At 54.0% G+C, this 26,034-nt stretch carries 26 protein-coding genes; 17 read left to right on the forward strand and 9 right to left on the reverse strand.

The genetic code is table 11. The annotated features are described in order from the left end of the window. Window positions 1-49: 49 nt before the first annotated feature. Both D9K61_RS08040 and D9K61_RS08045 read right to left on the reverse strand, forming a co-directional pair. The gene (locus D9K61_RS08040) at window positions 50-1,714 is read right to left on the reverse strand and encodes an aromatic/alkene/methane monooxygenase hydroxylase/oxygenase subunit alpha (RefSeq protein WP_120632735.1); all 1,665 of its coding nucleotides are present in this window, start codon (window positions 1,712-1,714) and stop codon (window positions 50-52) included. Window positions 1,715-2,801: 1,087 nt separating this feature from the next. Then, complete coding sequence (locus tag D9K61_RS08045; protein ID WP_120632736.1) at window positions 2,802-3,077, reverse strand: hypothetical protein; 276 nt, start codon at window positions 3,075-3,077, stop codon at window positions 2,802-2,804. Between the two features lie 54 nt (window positions 3,078-3,131). Here D9K61_RS08045 and D9K61_RS08050 point away from each other — a divergent pair, with 54 nt between their 5' ends. Genes D9K61_RS08050 through D9K61_RS08060 form a run of 3 tightly spaced genes read left to right on the forward strand, consistent with a single transcriptional unit; the run spans window position 3,132 to window position 4,755 of the window. Next, window positions 3,132-3,413 carry a hypothetical protein gene (locus D9K61_RS08050; RefSeq protein WP_120632737.1) on the forward strand — a complete coding sequence of 94 codons (282 nt, stop codon included), beginning with the start codon at window positions 3,132-3,134 and terminating at the stop codon, window positions 3,411-3,413. After that, on the forward strand, window positions 3,413-4,543 hold the full coding sequence (locus tag D9K61_RS08055) for a WD40 repeat domain-containing protein (RefSeq protein ID WP_120632738.1): 1,131 nt from the start codon (window positions 3,413-3,415) through the stop codon (window positions 4,541-4,543). The genes D9K61_RS08050 and D9K61_RS08055 overlap by 1 nt, the downstream gene beginning before the upstream one ends. Window positions 4,544-4,575: 32 nt before the next feature. Continuing rightward, window positions 4,576-4,755, forward strand: a complete 180-nt coding sequence (locus D9K61_RS08060; RefSeq protein ID WP_120632739.1) for a hypothetical protein — start codon at window positions 4,576-4,578, stop codon at window positions 4,753-4,755. 2 nt (window positions 4,756-4,757) lie between these two features. On the opposite strand, the gene D9K61_RS08065 is transcribed toward D9K61_RS08060, so the two are convergent. Beyond that, window positions 4,758-5,585, reverse strand: a complete 828-nt coding sequence (locus D9K61_RS08065; RefSeq protein WP_162946804.1) for a hypothetical protein — start codon at window positions 5,583-5,585, stop codon at window positions 4,758-4,760. A gap of 257 nt (window positions 5,586-5,842) precedes the next feature. Between D9K61_RS08065 and D9K61_RS08070 the strand changes: the two genes are divergently transcribed. The 3 genes from D9K61_RS08070 to D9K61_RS08080 all read left to right on the forward strand — a co-directional run bounded on the left by D9K61_RS08070 (window position 5,843) and on the right by D9K61_RS08080 (window position 8,642). After that, window positions 5,843-7,201 carry an RNA polymerase sigma-54 factor gene (locus D9K61_RS08070; RefSeq protein WP_256386742.1) on the forward strand — a complete coding sequence of 453 codons (1,359 nt, stop codon included), beginning with the start codon at window positions 5,843-5,845 and terminating at the stop codon, window positions 7,199-7,201. A 110-nt stretch (window positions 7,202-7,311) separates the two neighbouring features. Further along, complete coding sequence (locus tag D9K61_RS08075) at window positions 7,312-7,821, forward strand: GNAT family N-acetyltransferase (protein WP_120632742.1); 510 nt, start codon at window positions 7,312-7,314, stop codon at window positions 7,819-7,821. A 335-nt stretch (window positions 7,822-8,156) separates the two neighbouring features. After that, window positions 8,157-8,642, forward strand: coding sequence for a LysM peptidoglycan-binding domain-containing protein (locus D9K61_RS08080; protein ID WP_120632743.1), 486 nt, complete (start codon window positions 8,157-8,159; stop codon window positions 8,640-8,642). A gap of 295 nt (window positions 8,643-8,937) precedes the next feature. Here the strand turns inward: D9K61_RS08080 and D9K61_RS08085 are convergent, their stop codons facing one another. From D9K61_RS08085 to D9K61_RS26905, 3 genes are all read right to left on the reverse strand, one after another. Then, the gene (locus D9K61_RS08085) at window positions 8,938-9,471 is read right to left on the reverse strand and encodes a hypothetical protein (RefSeq protein WP_120632744.1); all 534 of its coding nucleotides are present in this window, start codon (window positions 9,469-9,471) and stop codon (window positions 8,938-8,940) included. Further along, window positions 9,468-9,935 (reverse strand): type VI secretion system amidase effector protein Tae4, encoded by a 468-nt coding sequence (locus tag D9K61_RS08090; RefSeq protein WP_162946806.1) that lies wholly within the window; start codon window positions 9,933-9,935, stop codon window positions 9,468-9,470. Before D9K61_RS08090 ends, D9K61_RS08085 begins: the two co-directional genes overlap by 4 nt. A gap of 324 nt (window positions 9,936-10,259) precedes the next feature. After that, the gene (locus D9K61_RS26905; RefSeq protein ID WP_162946807.1) at window positions 10,260-10,409 is read right to left on the reverse strand and encodes a hypothetical protein; all 150 of its coding nucleotides are present in this window, start codon (window positions 10,407-10,409) and stop codon (window positions 10,260-10,262) included. Between the two features lie 439 nt (window positions 10,410-10,848). Between D9K61_RS26905 and hpaE the strand changes: the two genes are divergently transcribed. The 11 genes from hpaE to D9K61_RS08145 all read left to right on the forward strand — a co-directional run bounded on the left by hpaE (window position 10,849) and on the right by D9K61_RS08145 (window position 23,548). Further along, window positions 10,849-12,357 (forward strand): 5-carboxymethyl-2-hydroxymuconate semialdehyde dehydrogenase, encoded by a 1,509-nt coding sequence (gene hpaE, locus D9K61_RS08095; RefSeq protein ID WP_120632746.1) that lies wholly within the window; start codon window positions 10,849-10,851, stop codon window positions 12,355-12,357. 54 nt (window positions 12,358-12,411) lie between these two features. Then, window positions 12,412-13,266, forward strand: a complete 855-nt coding sequence (gene hpaD / locus D9K61_RS08100; protein ID WP_120632747.1) for a 3,4-dihydroxyphenylacetate 2,3-dioxygenase — start codon at window positions 12,412-12,414, stop codon at window positions 13,264-13,266. 94 nt (window positions 13,267-13,360) lie between these two features. Beyond that, on the forward strand, window positions 13,361-14,833 hold the full coding sequence (locus tag D9K61_RS08105; RefSeq protein WP_120632748.1) for an NAD-dependent succinate-semialdehyde dehydrogenase: 1,473 nt from the start codon (window positions 13,361-13,363) through the stop codon (window positions 14,831-14,833). Window positions 14,834-14,836: 3 nt separating this feature from the next. Then, window positions 14,837-15,694 carry a fumarylacetoacetate hydrolase family protein gene (locus D9K61_RS08110; RefSeq protein ID WP_120632749.1) on the forward strand — a complete coding sequence of 286 codons (858 nt, stop codon included), beginning with the start codon at window positions 14,837-14,839 and terminating at the stop codon, window positions 15,692-15,694. Further along, window positions 15,691-16,491, forward strand: a complete 801-nt coding sequence (gene hpaH, locus D9K61_RS08115) for a 2-oxo-hept-4-ene-1,7-dioate hydratase (RefSeq protein WP_120632750.1) — start codon at window positions 15,691-15,693, stop codon at window positions 16,489-16,491. Before D9K61_RS08110 ends, hpaH begins: the two co-directional genes overlap by 4 nt. Window positions 16,492-16,502: 11 nt before the next feature. After that, on the forward strand, window positions 16,503-17,561 hold the full coding sequence (locus D9K61_RS08120) for an aldolase/citrate lyase family protein (RefSeq protein ID WP_120632751.1): 1,059 nt from the start codon (window positions 16,503-16,505) through the stop codon (window positions 17,559-17,561). 83 nt (window positions 17,562-17,644) lie between these two features. Next, window positions 17,645-18,799 (forward strand): iron-containing alcohol dehydrogenase, encoded by a 1,155-nt coding sequence (locus D9K61_RS08125; protein WP_120632752.1) that lies wholly within the window; start codon window positions 17,645-17,647, stop codon window positions 18,797-18,799. A gap of 7 nt (window positions 18,800-18,806) precedes the next feature. Further along, window positions 18,807-19,601 (forward strand): poly(R)-hydroxyalkanoic acid synthase subunit PhaE, encoded by a 795-nt coding sequence (locus tag D9K61_RS08130; RefSeq protein WP_162946808.1) that lies wholly within the window; start codon window positions 18,807-18,809, stop codon window positions 19,599-19,601. After that, window positions 19,594-20,694, forward strand: coding sequence for a class III poly(R)-hydroxyalkanoic acid synthase subunit PhaC (gene phaC, locus D9K61_RS08135; protein WP_120632754.1), 1,101 nt, complete (start codon window positions 19,594-19,596; stop codon window positions 20,692-20,694). The genes D9K61_RS08130 and phaC overlap by 8 nt, the downstream gene beginning before the upstream one ends. A 23-nt stretch (window positions 20,695-20,717) precedes the next feature. Then, window positions 20,718-22,628: an acyl CoA:acetate/3-ketoacid CoA transferase gene (locus tag D9K61_RS08140; RefSeq protein WP_254055721.1), complete on the forward strand. Its 1,911-nt coding sequence runs from the start codon at window positions 20,718-20,720 to the stop codon at window positions 22,626-22,628. After that, a complete protein-coding gene (locus tag D9K61_RS08145) occupies window positions 22,625-23,548 on the forward strand; it encodes an alpha/beta fold hydrolase (protein WP_120632756.1) in 924 nt (307 codons plus the stop codon). Before D9K61_RS08140 ends, D9K61_RS08145 begins: the two co-directional genes overlap by 4 nt. Before the next feature lie 27 nt (window positions 23,549-23,575). Here D9K61_RS08145 and hpaR read toward each other — a convergent pair whose 3' ends face one another. From hpaR to D9K61_RS08160, 3 genes are all read right to left on the reverse strand, one after another. Next, window positions 23,576-24,013, reverse strand: a complete 438-nt coding sequence (gene hpaR, locus D9K61_RS08150; protein WP_120632757.1) for a homoprotocatechuate degradation operon regulator HpaR — start codon at window positions 24,011-24,013, stop codon at window positions 23,576-23,578. Window positions 24,014-24,570: 557 nt separating this feature from the next. Then, window positions 24,571-25,554: a 3,4-dihydroxyphenylacetate 2,3-dioxygenase gene (gene hpaD / locus D9K61_RS08155; RefSeq protein WP_120632758.1), complete on the reverse strand. Its 984-nt coding sequence runs from the start codon at window positions 25,552-25,554 to the stop codon at window positions 24,571-24,573. A gap of 64 nt (window positions 25,555-25,618) precedes the next feature. Beyond that, window positions 25,619-26,008, reverse strand: coding sequence for a 5-carboxymethyl-2-hydroxymuconate Delta-isomerase (locus D9K61_RS08160; protein WP_120632759.1), 390 nt, complete (start codon window positions 26,006-26,008; stop codon window positions 25,619-25,621). Window positions 26,009-26,034 lie beyond the last annotated feature (26 nt).

Below are 26,034 nucleotides of genomic sequence, written 5' to 3' on the forward strand. Positions count from 1 at the left end.
GGACCTTCCTGTATGCAAGGGCCAATGAAGGCCCTTGCAAAAGATTGCTTTAGTTGAACGGGGTGATGGTGAAGCCAGCACGATACTCGGCCAGATGCGCCTCACGGTCAGCATCAGACATGCCGCGCAGTGCATTGAGCGGCGAGCCAAGGGTGTGGCCACGAACATCGTCCAGCGTCCACATATCCTTGTTGTCAAAACGCAGATGCGGCTGCGGAACCAGAGTTTTGCCGTCTTCACGAACAAAGTTGAGGTCCTTAATGGCGTCCGCCAGATCCCAACCATCGTAAACGGTTTCCCATTCACGCTTGCCCGAGAACTTGCCCATCGCTGGCGTTGGCCGACCTTGGTATTCGTCCGCGAACGCTTCAACCGCAGTCCAGCGATCAAGCTCATGCGCAAAGGTGTGCAACTGCCCGTCGATTTCATCGACAACCATGTCTTCACGGATCAGGCACGGCACCAGGCACGACCAGCAGCGATGCGGATACACATAGCCAACTTCTTCGTTGAAGGTGATGACCTTCTGACCCGGCACGCTCAGCTTGGCATACCACTTCCAGAAGTCGCCAAACTCGGCGTACCAACCCGGATACTTGTGCTCGAACCACTCAAAGTCTTTTTCGGTTTGAGCTTCAATCCGCCAGAAGTTCACCGGCCAACCGACAGCGAAGAACTGTGCGACCTTATGCACGTAGTTCTTTTCTGTGATCCGCTTCCACGCTTCTTGAACATCATCATGATGTACTTTCACGCCATATTTCTCGAGCGGCAGCATGTAGGTCCGGTAGTAGTCCTCAAAGATCCAGCGATGCCACATTTCCGCGTAGGATTCTTTTTCCTTGTCGCGATTGGTGGTGCCGTATTCGATGAACGTACCGATCGCCGCATCAACGATGGCGTGGTTCTGCCAGAAGGAATAGCGCAGGTCGCGTTCCAGAAGCAGATGGTTCTCCGGCTCTTTCAGCGCGGCCATCAACAGCGAGTGACCGTTACCAATGTGGCGGCTTTCGTCAGACTGAACCGATAAGAACACGGTCGGCAATGCATAGTCGCCATTTCGGGCGGCTTCGGAAGGCATTGCCACAAAGAGCGTGTTCGTGAAGGCGGTTTCAGCAACAACGGTCAGATACATGCACGCGGCGGTCATGGTATCGCCGGTGATGAACCCTTCGCCGAACTGACGGCCGATGGTGGTGGCGTAACACTTACCGAAGGCTTCTTCGGTGATGTCGAAACCAGCCGGATCGATGTAGTTTTCCATGTACCACTTCTTCAGGTTCATCTGAATTGTGGAGTGACGGAATTCATCAACCATCTGCATGGTAAAGCCCGTGCGCAGGTCTTCGCCCGGCGCCAGACGTGCTACCATGGCCATCGAACGCGCAGCCGAGATTTCCGGGAACGGAATGATCGCCAGGAACAGCTTCATCCATTCGATCCAACGCGGCTCAACGTTGCGGAACATGTCACCGCGCAGCGCAGCGTCAAGCGCACCGTAAACCCGGTTGTCTTTTTCTTCTTCCATCGGGAAGTAAGAGCGCAGAACCTGCTTCATCGGATCGCGCGGGGCTTTGGTGATCTTGTAGTCAGTTGGGAAAGTATTCGCTTCCTGAACATAGGTTGGATTCCAACCCAAGTCCGAAATTTTCTTGGTGGCCTCCCCCACTGAGATTCCCCTCTGGGAGGTAATTTTATTTAGCGTAATCGCCATGCCATGAGACTCCTTCGTTTCTGACCGATCTCTCGGTCGGTTGGAGACAGCGCATGCTGCCGTTACTTCGACCCGAACACTGCACAACGCCAGAAGGCGCTTTCAGTTGAACCGGTCGCTCGGATCACGGCAAAGGTTTCGGTAGGTACCGTCAGCACTGCGTGTCATGGCCCACCGATGTTAACGGTTGGGCTGTCACTTCGTTGGCTGACCCCTCCCTGGTCCTTCGTTCTTGGTGGTCCCCCTTTCACGGGGAACGCGGCGTTATGACTAATTACATGCAAGGGCCGTGCCAGTTTCTGGATCTGAAAGGGAATTTCCCTTCAGACTGTCGGAGATATGATCTATCATCATGTATTTAAACGACATTTTTTTTGATATTTTTGGGGATCTCTGCACTTTCTGTGAATCAACAACATTAGGGCATCACCTGAAATCAGCGCAAAGTGTCACGTTGCTTTACAAACTTTACGTTCACAACACCGTTTACATATGGCGTTACGATTCAGCCGAACCGTACTCTACCGGGCTGGTACTGAACCTCGGCCCTTGCCGTCGGCAGCCGCTTTCCTGGCTTTGGAAAGAATAGGTAACGCAGAGATGCGCATTTTTTTGAAGATTTGTACCGGGGGTGGCAGGGTGGATCTAGGTGAGCTCGCTATGAAAGCGCGCGGTAGCTAACGGCTGCAATACAATGCGCGAATCACCATCCGGATGAATCTTAGGATTCAGTCAGACCTCGCACCCCGGATTTCTGCTTTGTAAAACAATGAAACTAATCCTCGTTACACTCTGTAAACAAGTTTGACTAATCTCTCTTAGGTTGTGGAAAAAGGTGTCTTTCTAACGCATGTTATGCTCGGAACTTTCTTTGAGCACCGGACAACAGATGATAATTTGAGCCCTGCGAACAACAAGTGTTTCAAGCTGGATGGGCGGTCAGCCCGGACCATATCGAGCGAAACATTTGAAGGCACCAAATGCGACTGTGAACGGTGTTTTCACAGTGTCTTGAGTGGGGATTCAAATGGACGGACAAAGCCGAACAAAAATCGCTTCAAAACACCACTTGGCAAATATTCAGCTGTCAGTTTGGTCGGCCGGTTTTCACCGCATAGGGCATCTGATCCCAAATTGCTTCGATATCATTTCGCAGGTGAGCATGAAGCTCTCGCAGTATCTGTTCACGCAGCTCTTCGGGAATTTGTGCCAACGCCTCCTGCGCATTCACGCAATTGATCGGAGAGGTCTCAGACACCGCCTTTTCTGCCGCTTGGGCAAGCGGGCTGTCCTTACCACAAAATTCTACGCTGACTTTGTGCAGACCCTGAAAAAACCGATCCGTTGCGTCTTTCTGAGTCACAAGACACCTCTCATCTGTTTCGAGCGACAGCTCGGACTCCTACAGGAGGTTTGAATGACCGGTCAATCCTCAGCCGTCCCGGAGCTGTTTCTCAAACGTGTGGAGCTGATCAACAGCCTGTCGCAGGCGAACGTGGGTCACTTGCGCATTCTGCAGCAGATCGCCGGCTACGACATTTTGCTGATGAAAGACCCGAACTCAGAGGAAACGCTCAGCGCGATGGAAATGTCATCCAACGAACTAACCGCTTCGCAGGAACAGATCGACACTCTGGAACGGGACGTAGCGAAGATTGATGAACAAATTGAACAAGCCCGCAATCTGGAGGACGAATAATGGTTGAAAACAGTGCCGCAGGCCTCTCTCTGTTTGATTTGCTGGGCAGAGACTGGGCGTTGGACGATGCAATAGATCAAGTCATCTTCAATGAAGATGACAGTTGCGCAGTCTTTAAGCTGACATCGGGCAAGCTGGCATTAGCCGCTATCGAAGATGCCGAGAGTCCGAAAATTCGAACCCGGATGGATTTGGAAACCGGCCGAACAACGATCCGTCCACGTGAAAATCCCATAACACCAGTCAAAACTCCGGATATTTCGGTATGTCCCAAGCTTTCCATCGTTCGGTTCGGGACACAGGGTTTTGCTGCAATCTGTGAGGATGGAGTTCTGAGGCAGATCACAGCAGGCGGTCAGGTCGTTGACAGACGCAAATCTGACGGACAGACCGTGACGGCAATCGCCGGAACCCGCAAGGGCGACCAGATCGCGATTGCCAAAGGCACACTGATAGAAGTGGTCTCAACATCGGAGTTAACGGCAATTGCCGAGTTTACGCCGGATCATTCGGTTGCCTGTATGTCCTATTCCGACGATGGCAGAACCCTTGCCGCCTGGGGTGATGGCAAGCTGAGCGTGTTTGGTGTGTCTGACCCGGGAATGGATTTCGCCACCTACGACGTTGCAAGCGAGATCACGGAAATCGGATGGCGTGATACTGGAAGCCACCTGTGCTGCGCATCAACAGATAACAGCTTTTATCTGATCGACCGGGTCGAGGGGTCGTCCCAACGGGTAGAAGGCTACCCTGCCCCGGTGCACAATGTGGCTTTCAGCAAATCCGCCAATGCGCTGGTAACATCCGGGGCCTTCCGCCTTGTCGGCTGGGACGCCAACGATCTGCCTCAGAATGATGAACCCGGCACGCCAATTACAACCGGCAAACCCGGCTTTGTCGTTCTGAATGCGATTGCCGCGCACCCAGAACGCGATGTTGTGGCAACCGGATACGCAAGCGGGTTGGTTACGTTAGCCAGCGTTGGGACCCCTCAGGACATGATGCTGCATCAGGAACGCGGCACCGAAGTGAGCAGCCTGTGTTGGTCCAAAACCGGAGAACACCTGGCAATCGGATTCGCGTCTGGGAAAGCAGCGATCGCGACCTTCCCATCTCAGTTGTTCAAATAAACCACCTCATTCAAGCCATCAGGAGATAGCCAATGTCCAAGACCCTGTCTGCAGAAGAACAAAGCAAAGACAAATATTTCGCCCAATTGTCCAAGATCTCGGAAGAGATGATCGAAGAGCATGGCAAAGATTTTGCCATGGGCGCTTTGGTTATGGCGGCGCAATGGATCGCCAAGAACCAACTGGGCGCGCAGGAAGATGTTGTCCACTAGATCTAACTGTGGAGAGCTTCCAACTCGCCAACCGCGAGCATCCGTCTCAGTTGATCAACGGTTACTTCGGAAATCAGCGGCGTCAAGCGCCCGATACAATCATTTGCATCGGGCATTGCTGCATTGTGAACAGCGGCCAAATCCTGACCGAATTCAGCATTAAGAACATGAGAATACGCACACATCTCTTGCAGCCGCAGAGTGACGAAATAAAGACAGTCACCGGTTTCGCTAAACTGGCCAGCCACAGGCTTGAGTCCGCTTTTGCGGGCGTCTGTGAACGAGGTGTGAACAGCGGTACCCAGGATCGATTTCACCTGTTGGCGCCACGCGGCATATGCGCCATCTTGATCGAACTCCAAACCCGCGCGATAAAGCCTTTCGCTGACCGCTTTGAAAGCGCGCCCGCCAGCGATATGACGGCGCCAGAAGTCCTGAGCTTCTTCGATGGTCGTGCATTCGACAAATCGTTTCGCCAGCTTGGGTCTGGACACAAACGCCAGTGCCATATCGACATCTTCGGAAATCGACCGCGCAATTTGCATGGATGGCGTCGGCAAATCGTGCAGGAAAAGCAGGCGAATTGCGTCCAGCTGCTCAATCATTCGGAAGGTGAGCGCCCGAAGCGCTTCCCATTGGGCTGTTGTAAGCCCGCCGGTGGGCAGATCAATCGCCGCAGCCGCAGCGCTGTGCAGCGATGCAACCCAAATAGCAGCCTGATCGAACATAAAAAAGGTGTCGACCGCGTGGCTATCAAGGCCAGTGTCCCAATCCTCGAAAAGGCGGAAACCACGGAACCTGACAATCGTCTTTCGCCAAACGTCATCCAAATCAAGACCTCTCGCAGACCACATCTGTCTGGTGCGCGCAAGAAGCTGAGGCGAAACACCCGGATAGCTACTTTCAAAAGAGCCAGGAAAACCGTGAGGCGCATCGAATTGCATAGCGGGATTATCTTTCCTTGGGTCGAGCCAGTCTATCAACGATCCCCGACACAACAAACTACCAATGCGGATGGCCGTTCCCAGGTAACCCGTAATGTCATCCGTTTTTCAATATCTGAGGCTTGAGAGGTAAACCAATGGTGATGAGTTTCAGGCATTCACAGCGTCAGGCCGGCCTCTTGAACCACTCGATGGTTCAAGCTTTCAAGTTAATGCGCATGCACAAAGTCGAACTGCTGAGTCATTTGGCACAAGCAGTCGAAGAAAACCCTTTTCTTGAAACCGGGCCTGAAGATTTCGACTTGCGATTGGGCGGCTCAGCGGCGCCTTTTCCGGATGTGTCAGATACCATCGTAGACACCAAAATCAGCCTGTATCAAAAAATCGCAGAACAATTGCCGCTGATCTTTGACAGCGAAAACGACATGCTGATCGCCCTGGCATTTATGGCCGAGATCGAGCCCACCGGATGGCTTGGTCTTTCCGTGGACGAATTTGCCACTATGTACGGCTATTGTCCCAGAATCTGCGCCGAGGTTCTTTCGAAACTACAGACAGTAGAACCTGCCGGGTTGTTTGCCCGTGACCTCAAAGAATGCCTGCGTCTTCAAGCCTTTGATCGGGGATTGATGGACGGGGCCATGGCAAGCCTGATCGATAATCTTGACGCGCTGATGGACTTTGACCTACCCGTTCTGGCGCGAAAACTGGATGCCGATCTGGCCGATATCGCCCGCTGTTTGGACGATATTCGTAAGATGGATCCAAAGCCGGGTGCCTCTTTTGATCCCGACGAAACGCTCGCCCGCGAAAGCGACGCAACAGTGGTGGTTGCCGGTTCCGACTTGCTGATTGAGCTTAACAATTCGAGTTTTCCAACCGTCCGGTTGTCCCGCGCGCTCACCTCCAGCGGATCGATCAAAACAGCGCTACAAGATCGTCATGTTTCGATGATACGACAAGCCAAATCATTACGCTCGGCATTGGAAGTCAGAAACTCGACAGCGCTAGCGGTGATAACGGAAATATTCATGCGACAACGTGAATTTCTAACGCGCGGTTATTGTGCGCTTAGTCCAATGCGCATGACCGATATCGCCGAGGACACCGGCCTTAGCGAAGCGACAATCAGCCGTGTTCTGTCCGGCCTTACCATTCATTGCTCACAGGGCAACGTAACAGCAAAGTCTCTGTTTTGTGCCCCGGTTTACTATGGCGCCCAGCCCCAAACAAAGCATGTTGCGCTACAGATGATCAGATCATTGATTGCGGCAGAAGATAAGTCTTCCCCTCTCAGCGATGGCGACATTGCCGGGCGGGTAAAACGTTCAGGCCTGAGCCTGTCGCGGCGAACAGTGGCAAAATACCGGCAATCTATGGGAGTTAGCGCACCCAGCGTCCGTCGAAAAAATGCCGAGATTGCGATGCTGTCGACGAGTGCCCGAGAAAGCAAAACCTGCGGGCAAGGTGAGCTTAGAGGACAGCGTAGCTTTACAAACTGAACATCCAGAGCAGTGATTTCCGCATCCCATTTCCGACTATCAAAGCCTCACTCATTCAGAGAAACCCGGCAAAATCAACAGCAACGTTTAACACTCAATTCAGAGCCACCATGAAGCAAACTGCCAACGAACACGAACAGCCAGTCATGCTGCGCAGCCTGCGGCCGATATCGGACCAAGACGGTTCGGCGATACATTCTGCACTTCAAGACCCGGATCTCGTTTTCTGGCTTGCGGCGCTGCCATTGGAAGTCGACCGGGATACTTCGCAAAAGTATCTGGACTTTCTTCTGGATCCCGAGGTCGAAGCCAGTGCAATTTGTTTGGGCAACCGGTTGGCTGGAACGATCAGTCTTGGCGTTGAACTATCATTCTGGCTGCTTCCCCGTTTTCATGGACGGGGTTTGGGCCGTTGGGCCGTTGAAACATTCATTCAGGATCTACCAGCGTCGTATGACGACATCACGGCATGCTGCATGCTTGATAACTACGCCGCGTCGTCGGTGCTAAAATCCAATGGATTTCAGCGGGACGCTTCCACCTTGAGGCGGTTTTCATTTGCCCACGAACATTCGGTCCCGATGTGGCGCTACAAACTGAACCGTTCCAATCTCAGTTAACAACCAAGAGGGATTCGACCCGCAGCCGGAATGACTCTGTCGCAAATTTTTCCCCGTGTCGTCGGTTGTGTAGCAAACTTTGCGCAGCGGTTGATGAAAACCCCTGTCCTGACGCTGGATGTCTTCAATTGGAATTGCCAAATTGTTTGATCATGGCGTCTTTGCGATCTGTCCTGAAAGAACATTCCGGCGCTCATCCCACGCTTAAGGGACTTCCTTTTTCCGCACGAAGTCATCGCCTATGCCGTTTGGGCGTATCAGATGTCGCCTGCCGGATTTGGTCGCCGAGGCGATTTTGGTTTATAGTTTTCTGCATAGCCGTAAGGAGCTCAATTATGAACATCGAGATTCTCCAGCCCAAGCCCTTTGACATTGTCGGCAGCACCATCATGATGGCGGGAAATGCTGTTGGCTTCGAAGGTCATCTTTCAATCTCTATCAGCGAAGGACATGTCGAATTTGGCGGCGCAGCCTCAGCTGGTGCAATTGCGCTGCGGCAATTTCAGGCCACGGTAGAGATACCAGACAACCCCAATTTCCAGCTTGATCGTCTTTTTGTGACGGTGACGGATGACAGTGCTGGCGGGGAAGGCGTGATCCCTACTGTCCATGTTCCCGTGTTTTACGGACCCCGTATTTTGCCGAACTATGTTGGCTATCGGAACTACACTGTTGCGCCGGGTGACACGCTGAGTGCGATCTCAACGGCACAGTATGGTGATCCAGGCCAAGTGTCCGTTATCCAGCGCGCTAACGCACATCTTATTGATGATCCCAATGTGATTTTCCCGGGTCAGAACTTGCGCATTCCGATTGCCTAACAGCAATTTCATAGGCACAGGACCCATCAATTTGCATGCCGCCAACTCAGCAGCCTAGCTCAAGTTTCTGATCTTGCAGGGCGCAGAATGGGTGATGATCTGCGTATGCTGATCAGAATCGAGTCTATCAATCGCTTGAGCTGCGGTGGTCTGATGCGTTTCGTGAATATGTTCGCCAAAACGCTCCACAACCGATGGAAGTAGTGGAGCGAAATGGATGTGTTTGCTCGGGTCGCGGGCAATCGCTGCGACAGGCACTGACCACCTCAAGCCGGAGTCCGCTGAGAATGCCCATTCATTTGGGATTTGCGAGCAACCAGGCTTCCTTCGCACTGATACCCAGCTCTTTGCAAAAGAAACCGACATGCTCACGTTTCGGGGACACCCGCACACCTTTGGCATCAACCAAGACACCCTGTAGGCTAGCCCCGCACATCAATCCCTGACTTTTTCGCAGCTGGAATAGCTCTGAGCTGCGCCATTCGAACGGAATTGGGTCGCCGATGATGGGTATGATCAGCGTACCGTTGCCAAATCGCCAGGCGCCCACTTTCATCGCATCGCCAATCGCATCACGTTCGGTCGTGGATGATGCGTTAGGGGCATGGTCAGTCGTGCGTTCAGCGAAGTTACACGGAGGTTTTAGGTTGAGCTTCAGCATCTGCTGTTTTACGCCCTTCGAGCGGTATTTGAAGATGCATTCAGTGCCGTTCTCATTTGATGAAACTGTTGCAAGTTCGACCACAAGCTCTTGTGCGATCGCTGTCGATACCACGAAGAATGTCACAGCAGCGGACACTGAGACAAAGACTCCGGCGAACCACCTCACTTCATTTTCCAATACCAAATTTGCTCGGAGCGCTCAAAATAGTCCCGGCTGCCGTGCGCAACATGCTCACCATTCCACAGGTCGATGTGATCTCCCTGATTTCCCTCGCCCCAAAAATTGATGAATGCAACGATTCCTCGTTGTCCCAAATAGTCTTCGAACGTCTTTTGTGGAACGCCAGGCCGGCTTCTGGATATCTTTGCTTTGCCGACAAATTTTGCACGATCGGAGTTTAGCCAGAGTTTCATCTCCTCAACGCGCAAAGGGTGTTTCTTGCCGTGGCCGTGCCAACAAAAGACGCCTGGATAACGTGAAATCTTTTGACCTGATTTTGTGAGCGCAACACCTAACCGGATACAACATTGGTTAGTGAAATTCGGAAAACCGTCACTTCGACAAGGATCGCTCACGGGCGGAAACTGGTTAGCAGGATGGTTTTCCCAGAAATCATCAAATTTTGACATTCTAATTTCCTCGCTGGCTAAAGCGCTGTCGACCATATCAGATCTGGCGCAAAACTACTTCGACTTGAATGAGATGATCATAGCGCAAAACACCCGGAAATTTGACATTTTCTTCGGGTCAGGACCATTTGATTTCCACCGGGCACCGAGGTTCGCCGCTCGAAGAACGGGCGGTGGCCGGTCTGATCATTTTGGCTAAGTGAGGCGCCCTAAACTCTATTTCCCCCAAATTCACGGCAGACCCTGCGTTGATGATAGACGTCTTCTTGGTGGATTTTTCTTCATTATCTGCAATAGGTTAGATTGGGCAGATGACATGAGAACTCACGAGCCGCCGTGCACGACGACGAGAACAGTCATGATTGATGCGACCTCTCCCAAGGCGCGCAGCACCGCGACCAGCGTGGGCGCGTGATCGGGAGAACCAAGAACGGTATGATCGCTGTCCCAATGCCGTCCTGTCCGCCATCGCACTCGCCACATCCGTGATCTACTATCTATGAGCCCAGCACGAACCCCATTCTCCAATACTGGGTACCTAACTGTTATACGGAATCGTCTGGACTCCCTGCCCCGGTTGCAGTGGGTTGCGGCCTGTTTCAATCGTTTCGACGATCAACTACTGTCGGGCAAACAAAGGTGATCCAACCTGGGTCACGAACAGTCCCTTCCCGCTCAGCCGTTCTCCCAGCAAGCCATAGACCTGCGTATGGACAAGCGCCGCGCACCTGCGCCACAACTTTCGATAACCTCGTGAACCATATATTCATTGACAATTGATATGTTAAAGATATAGATGTTAATTAATGTAATCGTCAGCACCTACCCGTCGGAACACCCTCGAAGATGAGGACATCACTGTAGTCCAGGATCGGAGTGGCGACGCGCAACACAAGATTAAATGGGGATTGCCATGAGTGAACTAGACCTGAAAATTGAAAAGCTGAACGGCCACCTTGCACGTTTCAAGGGCACCGGACTCCTCAATCGAATCGCTGGTCAGGATCAACCGGGGTCAGCAGGTACGTTTCAATCAATCTCTCCCGTCGACAAAAGCGTGATCTGTGATGTTGCACGTGCCGATGCCACAGATGTTGACCGGGCAGCCGAGGCGGCAGCCGCCGCTTTTCCGGCGTGGCGCGACATGCCTGCGCTTGAGCGCAAGAAAATCCTGATCAACGTCGCAGAAGCGATTGAGGCTCGGGCTGAAGAAATCGCGCTGTGCGAATGCTGGGATACAGGACAAACTTGGCGTTTCATGTCCAAGGCTGCACTGCGCGGGGCCGAAAACTTCCGCTACTTTGCGGATCAGGTCACGTCGGCAAGGGATGGTCAGCATCTGAAATCGCCCACGTTGATGAACGTGACCACGCGCACGCCCATTGGCCCGGTAGGGGTGATCACCCCTTGGAATACACCGTTCATGCTGTCCACCTGGAAAATTGCACCCGCGCTTGCTGCGGGTTGCACGGTTGTGCACAAGCCCGCAGAGGATAGCCCATTGACAGCACGCCTGTTGGTGGAAATTGCCGAGGAAGCTGGCCTTCCACCGGGCGTGTTGAACACGGTCAATGGATATGGTCACGACGCTGGCAAACGCCTGACCGAACACCCCGCCATCAAGGCCATCGCCTTTGTCGGCGAAAGCCGCACCGGCAGTATCATCACAAAGCAGGGCGCCGATACGCTCAAACGGATGCATCTGGAGTTGGGCGGTAAAAACCCCGTCATAGTATTCGATGATTGCGATATGGAACGCGCGCTGGATGCGGTGATCTTCATGATCTACTCGATCAACGGGGAGCGGTGCACATCATCCTCGCGCCTGTTCATTCAGGATACGATCAAAGAGGAATTCGAAGCACGGCTGGTCGAGCGGGTCAACAACATCAAAGTTGGTCACCCGCTGGATCCCGCGACCGAAATTGGCCCGATCGTGACCCAAGAGCACTACAACAAAGTGGTGTCCTACTTTGACATCGCCAATGAAGACGGTGCAACGGTTGCCGCAGGCGGGATTAAGGTCGGCGACGAGGGTTACTTTGTGCGTCCCACGCTCTTTACTGACGCCTCCAACCAGATGCGCATTGCGCGCGAAGAAATCTTTGGCCCGGTCCTAACGTCAATTCCATTCTCGAATGAGGCAGAAGCCCTGGAGATGGCAAACGACACGGAATATGGTCTGACGGGTTATATCTGGACAAACGATCTTGCCCGCAGCTTACGCTTTTCGGACAAGCTTGAGGCTGGCATGATCTGGGTCAACTCCGAGAATGTGCGTCACCTACCAGCACCATTTGGTGGCATCAAAGCCAGCGGGATTGGCCGTGATGGCGGAGATTGGTCATTCGAGTTTTACATGGAGCAAAAGAACATCGCATTCGCCGTCGGCGAGCACAAAATTATGCGCCTCGGCGCATAATCCGAAGCTGTACCGACCGCGTAATTTGGAACACGAACCTGGAAGGACTCTGTCATGGGTGAACTCGTACTCGCTGCCAAGATGACACATGTTCCGACACTGCTGATGTCGGAACAAGAAGGCCCGGTCAAAGGCAAGCGTCAGCCTGCCATCGATGGTCACCGCGAAATCGCACGTCGCGCCAAAGAGCTGGGTGCGACAACCGTCGTCATCTGCGACACCCACTGGGTGCTGAACGCAGGGTTTCACGTCAATGCCAATGACCACTTTGAGGGCTTATTCACGTCCAACGAGTTTCCGCAGTTCATCCAGAATTTGCCCTACAAGTATGATGGAAACCCCGAACTTGGAGACGCCATCGCAAAAATTGCGACAGACAAGGGTGCCTATACGCTGGCGCACCATCTCGACAGTCTCGAAGTCGAGTACGGCACCCTTGTTCCCATGCGCTTTATGAGCCGCGAGCACGAGATGAAAGTCGTGTCCGTCGGTGCCTGGTGCACGGCGCACAGCCACGATGAAAGCCGCATCATCGGTGAAGCCATCCGCGAGGCCATCGAGGCCAGCGATGAAAAGGTCCTGCTTGTCGCGTCCGGATCCCTGAGCCACAAAATCTGGGCCAACAAAGACTACGCTGCCAACAATGGCACCTTCACAATTTCCAGCGAGTTCAATCGGCAAATGGACTTGCACGTCTTGGAGATGTGGAAGAACGGCGATCACGCAACCTTCCTCAAAATGCTAGGAGACTATGCCGAGTTCTGCTGCGGCGAGGGATCAATGCACGATACAGCCATGCTCTACGGTGCTTTGGGCTGGGATGCTTACGAGGCGAAATGCGAGGTCGTAACAGACTACTTCCCGTCCTCCGGAACAGGTCAAACCAACGTGGTTTTCCCCATTCACTAAAGAACGCGCCCCTGCCCTGCACACTGAAAACCGGTGATAGCGGATTGTCGCCTGCTACACCGGACCCTTTTTTGCATTAAATTCTGGACTTCGAATGCTCCACCTCAACGACCCTTCGCTTCTGAAACAGGCCGCACTTGTCGGCGGCTCTTGGATCGACGCAGACCCTGACACCGGTGTTGCCGTCACAAACCCGGCTTCGGGCGATCTTATTGGTTATGTACCCTCACTGAACAGTGAGAACATACGTAAAGCCATCGAGGTGGCAGAGGTTGTGCGCCACTCCTGGGCCAAACGCACCGCCAGGGAGAGAAGCCAAATTCTTCGTCGGTGGTACGACCTGATCATGGAAAACCAGCATGATCTGGGCACTATTCTGACAGCAGAGCAAGGCAAACCGCTGTCAGAGGCCAAGGGCGAAGTCGCCTATGGAGCCTCGTTCATTGAATGGTTCGCCGAAGAAGCGCGACGTGCTTACGGCGATGTCACACCTGGGCACGCCCCCGACAAACGCATCATTACGATCAAACAACCGATTGGTGTCGTTGCGGCAATCACACCGTGGAATTTTCCAAACGCAATGATCACACGCAAGGCGGCGCCCGCATTTGCCGCAGGCTGCGCAATGGTGTTGAAACCCGCATCGCAAACCCCCTTCTCGGCTATCGCTTTGGCGGTTTTGGCGCAGCGTGCGGGTCTACCAGACGGTCTGTTTTCTGTTGTCACAGGATCAGCTCGCATCATCGGCGAGGAAATGACATCCAGCAAGATGGTCCAGAAGCTTACGTTTACAGGCTCGACCGAAATCGGTGCGCTGCTTTATGCGCAATGTGCCCCGACAATCAAAAAACTGGGGTTGGAACTGGGCGGCAACGCGCCGTTCGTGGTCTTTAATGATGCCGATATTGAGGCCGCCGTCGACGGCGCACTCATCGCCAAGTTTCGCAACAACGGTCAAACCTGCGTTTGTGCCAACCGGATCTATGTGCAGTCGGGCATTTATGATGCTTTTGCACAAAAGCTGGCCGAAAAGCTCAAGCTCCTCGCAGTCGGTAACGGCTTTGACGAGGGCGCCGTTTTCGGCCCACTCATCGACGACGCTGCTGTCAGCAAGGTCGAAGAGCATATAAGCGACGCGACCCAAAAAGGCGCGCACGTGGCACTTGGTGGTGCGCGTCACGCATTGGGCGGCACATTCTTTGAACCAACAATTCTCACCGGGGTGACCTCCGACATGTTGGTCGCGCATGAAGAGACTTTTGGACCCATCGCACCGCTGTTCAGATTTGAATCCGAGGCTGAAGTGATTGCATCCGCCAATGATACCGAATTTGGCCTGGCATCCTACATCTTCACCCGCGACATGGCCCGTATTTGGCGCGTGAGTGAAGCGCTGGACTATGGGATGGTTGGGATCAACACCGGGTTGATTTCAACTGCCGAAGCGCCGTTTGGCGGGGTCAAAATGTCGGGGCTTGGGCGCGAAGGATCACGTCACGGCCTCGATGACTTTATGGAACTCAAATACTTGTGCATGGGCGGAATTGATCCCGCAAACGAGGAGTAAGTTATGCGCTTTGCAACCTATACCGCTGGCGGTGAAACCTTTTACGGGGCCATTACAGATGATGGCGCGATCGCACTGAACGATCACTTCCCAAAATGGCCAACACTTTATGATGCGATTGCAGCCGAAGGGTTGTCCGCCCTGATCGAAGGCACATCGGGCAAATCCGTCACGCATACCGAATATGACTTTCAGATGGTCATGCCAAACGCGCCGCGCATTCTGTGTGTTGGTGTGAACTTTCCCGACCGCAACGCGGAATACAAAGACGGCAGCGATTTGCCAAAATACATGTCGCTCTTTCCGCGCTTTGCCAGCGGCTTCACTGGTCACAATCGCCCCCTGATCCGCCCGCCCGAGAACCACACGCTGGACTATGAGGGTGAGGTTGCGATCGTCATTGGCAAGGGTGGTCGCCGTATTAGCCAGGACGACGCTTATGACCACATCGCAGCTCTGACAATCTGCAACGAGGGCACGATCCGCGATTGGGTGCGCCACGCGAAATTCAACGTCACGCAAGGCAAAAACTGGGATCACACCGGCGCCATCGGCCCATGGCTGGTGCCATTTACCGATGCCAAACAGCTTGACGATGCGCGCATTCTGACCCGGGTGAACGGCGAGGTCCGACAGGATGATACGCTGGACCGCATGATGTTCCCGATCCGGCGCGAGATCGAATATATCTCTACCTTCATGACCCTGAAGCCCGGCGACATCATTGTGACCGGCACGCCAACCGGTGCAGGTGCCCGGTTTGATCCGCCCAGATACCTCGCCCCCGGTGATGTAGTCGAGGTCGAAGTCAATGGCATCGGCACGCTGGTCAACACCATCGAAGACGAGGTCCTGGCATGACCCCGGAAGATCACAGACAAGCCGCCACAGATTTACTGGAGGCCGAAACCACCGGAGAGCAGATCAGGCTGCTGACCTTGCGCCATCCCGAAATGGCGATGGATGACGCCTATGAGGTACAGAACGCGATCCTCCGCGCCAAACTTGCCGCGGGCCGAAAAGTGATTGGCTGGAAAATAGGCCTGACTTCCAAGGCGATGCAATACGCTCTTGGGATCGACATTCCAGACAGTGGGATCCTGTTTGACGATATGATGTTTGAGAACGGGGCGACGGTTCCCAAAGGCCGGTTCATCCAACCGCGGATCGAGGCCGAGATTGCGTTTGTCATGAAATCCCCCTTGGGCGGTGCGGATGTTACGCGTGACGACGTAATGGCTGCCACCGACTATGTCGCGCCGTCGATAGAAATTCTCGACACCCGCATCATGCGCGTCGATCCTGACACGGGAAAGACCCGGACGGTGCTGGATACCATCAGCGACAATGCCGCCAACGCGGGCATCGTTCTCGGACAGGAACGTCAGTCACCGGATGCCTTTGATCTACGCTGGGTCGGCGCCATCACAAGCCGCAATGGCGACGTCGAAGAAACCGGCCTTGGCGCGGGCGTTCTCGATGATCCTGCCGAAAGTGTCGCCTGGCTGGCCAAGCGTATGGCCCAATATGGCCAACAGATCGAAGCGGGGCAGGTCATCTTGTCAGGTTCTTTCATCCGGCCCGTCGAATGCCCGTCAGGTACGAATATCCACGCTGATTTTGGTAGCTTCGGCTCTGTCGATGTCAGCTTCAAATAGGAACCGAGCCCATGCCCGCACCACATAATCCGTTCAAGGCCGCAATCGCTGCCGGAAAACCTCAGGTCGGATGTTGGCTGGGTCTGGCCGATCCATATATCTCGGAAATCAGCGCAAAAGCCGGGTTTGACTGGCTGCTGGTCGATGGAGAGCACGCCCCCAATGATTTGCGCTCGGTGGTTGCTCAACTGCAAGTGATCGCCGCCACCAACAGCCACGCAATCGTGCGACCTGTGGTGGGTGAGACCTGGATGATCAAGCAGTATCTTGATGCAGGGGTGCAAACCTTGCTTGTGCCGATGGTCGAAAGTGCCGAACAGGCACAGGAGCTGGTCAGCGCTGTCACCTATCCACCCCATGGCATCCGCGGCGTCGGTTCCGCCCTTGCCCGCGCCTCCGACTTTGCAGGTATTCCCGATTATCTGACAACTGCGCGGGATGAAATTTGCCTGCTTGTCCAGGTCGAAAACCGGGCGGGTATGGCCGCGCTTGATGACATTCTGCAAGTCGACGGCATTGATGGTGTTTTCATTGGTCCTTCCGATCTGGCGGCCGACATGGGTCACATTGGCAAAGCCGATGCGCCTGTCGTCAAAGAGGCCGTTCTTGATGGCATGCGTCGGATTGTGGCGGCGGGAAAGGCGGGCGGTATCCTGACAATGAACAAAGAGATGCAGCAAGCCTGTCTGGACATCGGGGCGACTTTCGTTGCCACGCAGATTGATGTCGTGCTGTTTGCCAACGGAATGCGCGCAGCTGCAAAAACCGCCCTTGGTCTGTTGCCGGATCAAGCGACCAGCGGAGTTGCAGAAACCGAAAATGGTTCGCGTTATCTCCTGCAGCTTTGCAAACACTGGTCGCACAAGGCCGAAGCCACTTTTGATCAATCTACAGGCAAGGTTGTGTTTGATGACGGTCAAACAATCGAAATGTCAGCGCACGCTGACAACCTGGCAATTTCTCTGACCGCCGGACCTCGGTCCGACCTGGAGCGATGGAAATCCGTTGTTGAGGCCCACCTGAAACGATTTGCCCACCGCGAAGACTTCCAAATCAACTGGTCCGACTGACCGACCACACCCAAGTCGAAAGGGGAAAATTTTCAAGCCCTGCCCCTTCATCCACTTTTGTTGCGCAAAAAACGAGGAACACCATGAACGCTTTTGCATTCCAGACCACCCGATCTGTCCTGTCCGACGTTGGCGCCACCTCCAAGATCGGTGAGATCATGGCCGCGCGTGGATGTCGCAAGATTGCATTTGTTACGGATGACATCATCCTGAAACTTGGTCTGGCCGATGCTGCCCTGGACGGGCTGAAAAAGGCCGGCGTGGATGTCTGGACCTTTTCAGATGTGCAACCTGACCCGCCAGAGGCGATGATCTTGGAGGCAAAAGAGCAGGCCCGCGCCGAGGGCGTGGATGGCGTTGTATCCGTTGGGGGGGGATCATCGCTCGATACGGCCAAGCTGATTGCGATCTTGCTGAACACGGACCAACCCATTGCCGACATGTATGGCGTCAATCTGGTGCGCGGAGAGCGCCTTCCCCTTGTCCTTGCACCGACAACCGCTGGCACGGGGTCAGAAGTGACCCCGATTTCGATCGTCACCACCGGCACCAACGAAAAAAAGGGCGTCGTGGCTCCGCAACTCTTGCCCGACTACGCAATTTTGGACGCCGAACTGACTGTGGGCCTGCCTGCCCCCGTGACGGCTGCAACCGGCATTGATGCGATGGTCCACGCGATTGAGGCGTTTACGTCCAAACGTCTCAAGAATGTCGTGTCTGATTGCCTCGCCAAACAAGCGTTGGAGCTTTTGGGGGCCAACATCCGCGCCGCCTGCCACACGCCCGAAGATCGCAAAGCGCGAGGTGATATGCTGCTGGGCTCTATGCTGGCAGGCATGGCCTTTGCCAATGCCCCGGTCGCAGCCGTTCATGCACTGGCATATCCCCTGGGCGGGCACTTTCATGTGCCGCATGGTTTGTCGAATGCGCTGGTGTTGCCCTACGTAATGGAATTCAACATGCCCCAGGCGCAATCCATGTACGCGGAACTCGCCCCCATTATCTTCCCCGATCTGGCCGGAAAATCTGAACAAGCCTGTGCGCAAGGTCTGGTCGAGAACTTCCACAAACTCGGACCCGAGCTGGGCATGCAATCTCGGCTGGCCGAGGTAGGCGTAAGCCACAACAACCTGCCCACATTGGCCGTGGACGCGATGAAACAAGAACGCCTGTTGATCAACAATCCGCGCGAGATGACCTATGACGCGGCGCTCGACATCTACACCAAAGCATTGTGAACACGTCATGACCGGAACCAAAAACCCGATGGACAAAGCATTTGCCGCAATGATGGAGCAGCAATCGCACCTGTTACGTAGCTATTCGGAGTATTGGGAAAACGCCGTAGAGGCCGGTCAGTCAGACACACTCAACCCATTTGACGCGTTTCAGAAAAGCATGGCGGACTTCACCGCCGCAATGCCCAAACCCTCTTGGCTACAAGAAGATGGAATCTTGTCCGAGACATTGGAAAAAATGATGAATCCGGCCCGTATGATGCAGGCCGGATCCGCAGACCTGTCCCGGACGCTTCAGAAACTTGTCGAAGCGCCAGAGCTTTCGGACATCGGCACGCTCGAACGACAGGGATTGAAGGGCTTGAAGGAATGGCTTGCTTTGAAGGAGGCAGGTGCCGCGTATCAAGCCGTCATCGCCAAGGCATGGAGCCGCGCGTTCGAGACATTCTCTGGTGAGGTGTCAAAAACCCCCGACATCTGGCAAGACGGGCCGCGCTCTGTCACCAACAAGTGGTTCGCCACCCTCAACGACGAATTGATCAGAACTCAACGTACCCAAGGCTTTCTGGACGCGCATCGCGCCCTATTGCGCAGCAGCGTGGAATATCGCCTGGCCGAACGAAATATGATGGAAGCCTGGTGCGAAGCCCGCTCTATGCCCACCCGGACCGAGGTCGATGACCTGCACAAAACCGTCTATGCGTTGCGCAAGGAACTCCGGACCCTCAAAAAGGAAATCGCGGCCGCCAAAGACAAAGCTCCTGCAAAGACATCAGGAAAAAGGGCTGCAAAAAATGGTTGAGACCAGAACAGATAACGTACTGATGAACGAGGCGCAGGACTTCATCGAAAACCTCTCCAAAGGGGCAGAGGCCTTTGCTAAGATCAAAGATGCCGACATCGATGTAGGCACGGCGGCCAAAACGCTGATCCATGCGCAAGACAAGGTGACACTGCACCATTACGCTCCACTGGACGGGGTGCCAGCGACCACGGGACCGGTGCTCATCTGCTATGGGCTCATCGGTCGATACACGATGATTGATTTGCAGGAAGACCGGTCTCTGGTGCGTAATCTGCTTGCCCGGGGCGTCGATCTTTATGTTGTGGATTGGGGCCATCCGAACCGGTCAGATCAATGTCTGATGCTGGATGACTACGTGGATTGGTATCTGGAAGATTGCGTTGATGCCATTTGCGCAGACAGCGGTGCGGATCAGGTAACGCTACTGGGTATTTGCGAAGGCGGCGTGTTTTCAACGATTTATGCCGCGCGCCATCCCGAGAAAATCAAGAACCTTATGCTGACAATCACTCCGATTGATTTTCACGCCGATGCGGTGGACCCTGAAGAATCTCACGGATTTATCAACCTATGGACCCGCAATTTGCGGGACGACGATATCACCCGCCTGGTTGATGCCTTTGGCACCCTGCCGGGCGATATCATGTCCAGCGTCTTTCAGCAGATGACACCCGCAAACACGATGACCAAATATAATCTTGGCATCGTCGATGCGTTCAAGGATGAAGCAAAGCTCAAGAACTTCCTGAGGATGGAAAAATGGCTGGCAGACCGGCCAAATCACCCCGGCGAGGCAGCAAAACAGTGGCTGATCGACCTATACAAGGAAAACCGGCTGGTTGATGGCACCTTGCAGATTTCAGGAGAGCCGGTGGATCTTGCCAAGATCACCATGCCGGTGCTGAACGTCTATGCCAAGGGCGACCACATCATCCCGCCTCCGTGTTCCACGGCACTGGGGCAACATGTCGGCACAAAAGACTATTCAGAACTGGCTCTGCCGGGCGGCCATGTCGGCGTCTATGTCAGCAGCAAAAGCCAGGGCATTGTCGGTGACGGCATCTTTAACTGGCTGAGTGAAAGGCAATAGGGCGACCAATGAGTATGCAGGCCATGAGCGCAGATGAAGCGGTCTCTGTCATTCGTGATGGCGACACGGTTGCCGTGTCAGGCTTTGTCGGCGTCGGCACACCTGATGAGTTGTTGATTGCGCTCGAAAAGCGGTTCCTTGCGACGGGTCACCCCCGTAATCTGACGCTGGTTTTCGCCGCTGCGCCGGGGGATGGCAAGGATCGTGGCTTGAATCGCCTCGCCCACAAAGGGTTGGTGAAACGCGGTGTCGGCGGGCACTGGTCCCTGGTGCCAAAACTCGCGCGACTGGCCGTCGAGAATGAAATCGAAGCCTACAATCTGCCACTGGGTTGCGTCAGTCAGCTGTACCGAGAAATCGCGGGCGCGAAACCGGGAATGCTGTCCAAGGTCGGGCTGCACACATTTGTTGATCCGCGCCAACAAGGCGGCAAAATCAACAACCGTACAACCGAAGACCTTGTGTCGCTGCAAACCATAGATGATCAAGAGTGGCTTTTTTACAAATCCATGCCAATCGACGTTGCGTTTTTGCGCGCCACCACGGCAGACCCTGGCGGCAATGCAACGATGGAGCGAGAGGCGCTGAAATTGGATGCCACCGCGATGGCAATGGCAGCGCATAACTCGGACGGTGTTGTCATCGTTCAAGTTGAACGCATGGCAGAGCGCGGATCATTGAACCCGAACAGAGTGCATATTCCCGGTACGTTGGTGGATTGTGTCGTCAAATCCAAACCCGAGAACCATATGCAAACCTACGCCACCCCCTACAATCACGCGTTCTCTGGCGAGCTCCGGCATCCATTGGAAAGCATTCCCGCGATGCCTCTGGATATCCGCAAAGTGATTGCCCGCCGCGCCGCGTTGGAACTACCAATCCATGGTGTGGTAAACCTTGGAATAGGGATGCCTGAAAGTGTTGCCGCAGTTGCCGCCGAAGAAGGAATGCTGGATTGCGTCACCTTGACCGCTGAACCCGGCGTCATTGGGGGCATGCCCCAAGGCGGACTGGACTTTGGCGCAGCGCTAAACCCTGATGCAGTGATCCAACAAAGCGCACAGTTCGACTTTTATGATGGTGGCGGGCTGGACATGGCGTGCCTCGGCATGGCGCAAACCGACAAGCACGGCAACGTCAATGTCTCTAAATTTGGATCGCGCTTTGCAGGTGCCGGAGGCTTTATCAACATAAGCCAAAATGCAAGCCGCCTGGTTCTTGCTGGCACGTTTACGGCCGGTGGGTTGAAAGCGGAAATCAACAACGGCGCATTGCAGATTGTCCAGGAAGGGCACGCGCAAAAGTTCCTGACTGCGGTTGAACAAATCACGTTCTCCGGGTCATTGGCGGCCGAAACAGAACAACCTGTTCTCTACGTAACCGAGCGTTGCGTCTTTCGGAATACGCCGCAAGGTCTAGAGCTGATCGAAGTTGCACCAGGTGTGGATATTGATCGAGATATTCTCGCGCATATGGCCTTCACACCTGTCATCGGCGATGTGATCACGATGAACCCCATGATCTTCGAAAATCGACCGATGGAACTGAAAGCATCGATCTTTGACGCGCCTCTACGCGATCGTATCCAGTTGTCGCAGGACCAAACGGCGCTGGAGTTCAATTTTCGCGGGCTTCGCATCTCGGACCCTAAACAATTGGTGGACCTCCGCGCGTTGGTTATCGAGATTTGCCAACCCCTTCTTACGAAGGTTGATTGCACTGTCTATTATGACGGGTTTGATGTGATCCCTGAACTGGACAAATCATATCGTGATTTGATCGCAGAGCTTGAAAAAACGTATTACAAAACAACCAAGCGCATCAGCCGCGATCCGTTTATGCGCCTTCGGTTCGGCGCCGAATTGGCAAAAAGAGATCTGCATGCACGTCTGGTGCGCGGCGCAATTGTCACCAATCACGCTGTACACGAATGACCAAGACCAAAACTAAACGGCAAGCCAAAACGCCCACAAAGACTAAGATCACCGCGCATTTGGCAGGCAAGGTCACATGCATTTCTCCAGTCGGCTTCCACGAGATCGCCTATCGCGAATTCGGTCAAACACCGGCTGCGGGCAACGTGCTCTGCGTACATGGTTTGACGCGGAACAATCACGACTTTGACTTTCTGGCGGACCAACTGGCTAAGAAAGGGAACCGCGTCATTTGTCCTGATTTGGTGGGACGCGGACAAAGCGACTGGCTGAGCGACCCACAACACTACCAGCTTCTGCAATACAATTCAGACATCGTAACCTTGGTAGCCGAGCGAGGGTTAAAGCAGTTTGACTGGATCGGAACATCGCTTGGTGGCCTGATGGGGATCAGCCTGGCAGGTTTGGAAAAGTCCCCGATCAAACGGCTGATTATAAACGATATTGGTCCGAAAGTGCCGTACACTGCACTGAGCCGGATCACCTCCTATGCAGGATCGACGCGCGAATTTGCAGAGTTGGAAGAAGTCGAAATGTATCTTCGAGAAACCCTTGCACCTTTTGGTCCGATGACTGACGAAGACTGGAGACGCATGGCAGAAACCAGTTCGTCACAGACTTTCACGGGTTTCAAGCTTCGGCATGATCCTCATATCCTTCAGAATTTCCGAAGATACTTCATGTTCATGCATTTCAGCTTGTGGAGCTATTGGGAGCGTATCGCCTGTCCAGTATTGGTTCTGCGGGGTTCAGAATCTGACTTTCTGACAGCAGATTTGGCAAATGAAATGAAACGGCGGCTACCTCATGCAGATTTCATAGAGTTTGAAGGTGTAGGCCACACGCCAACGCTTAACGCAGACTGGCAGACGGCCCTGATTTTAAAGTGGTTAGATCAGACGGAATACCGACAAAAGTAGTCCTGAAACCGCGTCATTCTTAGCTGATCAATTCTTACTATGAGGGTCAAACATTTCAAGTAAATCAATTAGCTGTTCGTATTTTTCAGCACCAACTCTGGCCTTGAAATCTTTCGCGATCTGAAGAGCATGTTCGCGGTTACTATCGATGATATTTTGACCTGCTGCAGCGATTTCAACAACCTGCCGCCGTCTATCGACGTCGCTGCGCGTTTGCGTAACAAGACCTTTCTTTTCCATAGCGAAAACCATGCGCGTCAGGCTGGGGTGTAGCAAGCTTGCCCGTTCCGCGAGTGTAGAGCTGTCCATAGGTCCGTACTCAGACAAGACGCGCAAAACGCGCCATTGTTGTTCCGAAATACCCGTGTCAACAAGCATGTCCCTGATAGGTGCCATGACCCCTTCCCTGGCTCGAATAAGTGCGAACGGAAGGGATCTGGTCGTCGACGGAAGTTTTTTAATCATGTAGGGCCTGTAAGCGATTGCATCGTGGCAATTTGTTAGGGGTACGCATCAGTGTTGCGCTTTTTTCATAACATAGCAATGTTCAATAAGTGAACAATTTCTTTTGTCCGACCGAGTTCAAGTTCCAACGTCCATCGGCATTCTGTGCGCTCTGCTGCCCATGCATCTGATCACGTCCCGTACAGTCCAGACTTTGCGCTTTGTTCGCAGTCAGATCCGGGCGTGCGTTGTGGCTTTGGACGTCTCAAAGCAATCTCGCGTCAGTCAGTCAGCACCACACGAAGTCTCATCCGCGCAAGATCTTCCTTGCGCATCAGTGTGGTTGCAGTCCCCCCCTAGTTCGCCATCATGACGGTTTCACATGCATGCACGGGGCAGCCAAGGCGACCGGTGCCGTGGTTTGCTCAGGGTCCGACGCGAGAAGCGTCGTAACAGAACCCGTTTCCATTTCTGTTGGCAATTTCAGGGCAGGCGCTTGTTGGTTAGAAAAAGACTGTGCGATACCGTAGGGGCGCCCTACGCCCGCGCATCGCAGCGCAGGCGCAGCTCAGATGTACCTAAGGAGCGATGATCGGGCTGGCCGCGATCTGTGAGTCCGTCACCTCCGCACCGACGAATTTGGTGCCGTGCTCAAACCAACTCTTTGGCGCCGGAGCCCCCCAGAGTGTCTGACGCTGCGGGTCTTGCAGGTCCCATTTGATGGCTTCCAGATCAGGATCAACCGTCTGATAATCCGAGCAATAGATCTCGATCCGGTGGCCATCGGGGTCCAGAATGTACAGGAAAAAGGCGTTAGAAATGCCGTGCCGGCCCGGCCCGCGTTCGATGTTATCAACATATCCCGAGGTCGCCATCAGATCCAGCAGGTCGATGATGTTCAACGGGGTGGGCACCCAAAACGCCACATGGTGCATACGGGGGCCGGTGCCGTTGGTAAACGCCATATCATGCACGCCGCCCTTACGGTGCATCCACGCCGCCCACAGCTTTTTGCTGTCTTCGTCTTCGGTGTATTCCGTCACACGAAAGCCGAAGTCACTGTAGAACGCAACCGACGCGTCCACGTCATTGCTGAAGCAGTTGAAATGGTCGATACGCAGCGGTTTAACCCCGCGGTAAAGGCCATATTTCTGGTGGATCGGTTCAAGACGATCCATCTTGTGATAGAATTCCAGCGGGATGCCCATGTTGTCAGATGTCAGCAAGGTCTTGCCCTGATAGGGGCGCTCTACCCATTCTGTGGGGCGGCCCTTGGATTTGAAATAGGCTTCGGCTTTGTCCAGGTCGGCTTCGTCAAAGGTTTTGAAGCCCATCACTTCGACCGTACCAGGCTGGTCCGATTTCTGAAGGATGATGCAATGATGGCCGCGTTCTTCCATAGCCCGAAGATAGACATGGGAGTCGGATTCGTCGGTGACCTGCAACCCAACCATTTCGGTGTAGAATTTCCTTGAGGCAACCAGATCTTTAACATTCAAACAGACGTGGCTTAGGCGAATGGTGTTGAAATCAGGATAAAGGTTCGGGGCTGGAATGGGCATAGTCATCTCCGTTGCTAGGCTTAGATGCGTGGTGTGCTTTACGGTGTTGGCGTGGATGCCGACGTCATGAACCGTGTCCCATATGGTCACGGATATTGCCAAACTTTGGCGAAAGGGCAGCGTTGATATCGCGCAACTCAGCAGAGAGCGCGATGGAATGATCCGCCATGGCTGGGGCGAGGAATGCCCTGAGGGCTTCAAAAACCTGGTCTACAGCGTCCTGCTTGACTGCGTCCGGGCGACCCTCGCGGATACGAATGGACAGGTCGATAAACCCATGTTTGGGATCACCGTCTGCAATCGCAAAGTGATCAACCCGTGTCGCCCGCACCCTGATACCTGGCATCGGAAATGCGTCAACGGATGCAGCCGCCGCACGTATTTCTTCGCACAGTTGCCCCATATCGACGACCTCTTCGAGGTTGGCAGAATATTCGATGTGGAAGTGGGGCATCGCTTTCCTTACTATGTTAATGTTTC

It is taken from the genome of Ruegeria sp. EL01, from assembly GCF_900313035.1.
Lineage (GTDB): Bacteria > Pseudomonadota > Alphaproteobacteria > Rhodobacterales > Rhodobacteraceae > Ruegeria.

Bases quoted from the DNA above. Each gene is read 5' to 3' on its own strand.
- D9K61_RS08040 (WP_120632735.1), bottom strand. From the start codon at position 1,714: ATGGCGATTACGCTAAATAAAATTACCTCCCAGAGGGGAATCTCAGTG.
- D9K61_RS08050 (WP_120632737.1), top strand. From the start codon at position 3,132: ATGACCGGTCAATCCTCAGCCGTCCCGGAGCTGTTTCTCAAACGTGTG.
- D9K61_RS08055 (WP_120632738.1), top strand. From the start codon at position 3,413: ATGGTTGAAAACAGTGCCGCAGGCCTCTCTCTGTTTGATTTGCTGGGC.
- D9K61_RS08060 (WP_120632739.1), top strand. From the start codon at position 4,576: ATGTCCAAGACCCTGTCTGCAGAAGAACAAAGCAAAGACAAATATTTC.
- D9K61_RS08070 (WP_256386742.1), top strand. From the start codon at position 5,843: ATGAGTTTCAGGCATTCACAGCGTCAGGCCGGCCTCTTGAACCACTCG.
- D9K61_RS08075 (WP_120632742.1), top strand. From the start codon at position 7,312: ATGAAGCAAACTGCCAACGAACACGAACAGCCAGTCATGCTGCGCAGC.
- D9K61_RS08080 (WP_120632743.1), top strand. From the start codon at position 8,157: ATGAACATCGAGATTCTCCAGCCCAAGCCCTTTGACATTGTCGGCAGC.
- D9K61_RS08090 (WP_162946806.1), bottom strand. From the start codon at position 9,935: ATGTCAAAATTTGATGATTTCTGGGAAAACCATCCTGCTAACCAGTTT.
- hpaE (WP_120632746.1), top strand. From the start codon at position 10,849: ATGAGTGAACTAGACCTGAAAATTGAAAAGCTGAACGGCCACCTTGCA.
- hpaD (WP_120632747.1), top strand. From the start codon at position 12,412: ATGGGTGAACTCGTACTCGCTGCCAAGATGACACATGTTCCGACACTG.
- D9K61_RS08105 (WP_120632748.1), top strand. From the start codon at position 13,361: ATGCTCCACCTCAACGACCCTTCGCTTCTGAAACAGGCCGCACTTGTC.
- D9K61_RS08110 (WP_120632749.1), top strand. From the start codon at position 14,837: ATGCGCTTTGCAACCTATACCGCTGGCGGTGAAACCTTTTACGGGGCC.
- hpaH (WP_120632750.1), top strand. From the start codon at position 15,691: ATGACCCCGGAAGATCACAGACAAGCCGCCACAGATTTACTGGAGGCC.
- D9K61_RS08120 (WP_120632751.1), top strand. From the start codon at position 16,503: ATGCCCGCACCACATAATCCGTTCAAGGCCGCAATCGCTGCCGGAAAA.
- D9K61_RS08125 (WP_120632752.1), top strand. From the start codon at position 17,645: ATGAACGCTTTTGCATTCCAGACCACCCGATCTGTCCTGTCCGACGTT.
- D9K61_RS08130 (WP_162946808.1), top strand. From the start codon at position 18,807: ATGACCGGAACCAAAAACCCGATGGACAAAGCATTTGCCGCAATGATG.
- phaC (WP_120632754.1), top strand. From the start codon at position 19,594: ATGGTTGAGACCAGAACAGATAACGTACTGATGAACGAGGCGCAGGAC.
- D9K61_RS08140 (WP_254055721.1), top strand. From the start codon at position 20,718: ATGAGCGCAGATGAAGCGGTCTCTGTCATTCGTGATGGCGACACGGTT.
- D9K61_RS08145 (WP_120632756.1), top strand. From the start codon at position 22,625: ATGACCAAGACCAAAACTAAACGGCAAGCCAAAACGCCCACAAAGACT.
- hpaR (WP_120632757.1), bottom strand. From the start codon at position 24,013: ATGATTAAAAAACTTCCGTCGACGACCAGATCCCTTCCGTTCGCACTT.
- hpaD (WP_120632758.1), bottom strand. From the start codon at position 25,554: ATGCCCATTCCAGCCCCGAACCTTTATCCTGATTTCAACACCATTCGC.
- D9K61_RS08160 (WP_120632759.1), bottom strand. From the start codon at position 26,008: ATGCCCCACTTCCACATCGAATATTCTGCCAACCTCGAAGAGGTCGTC.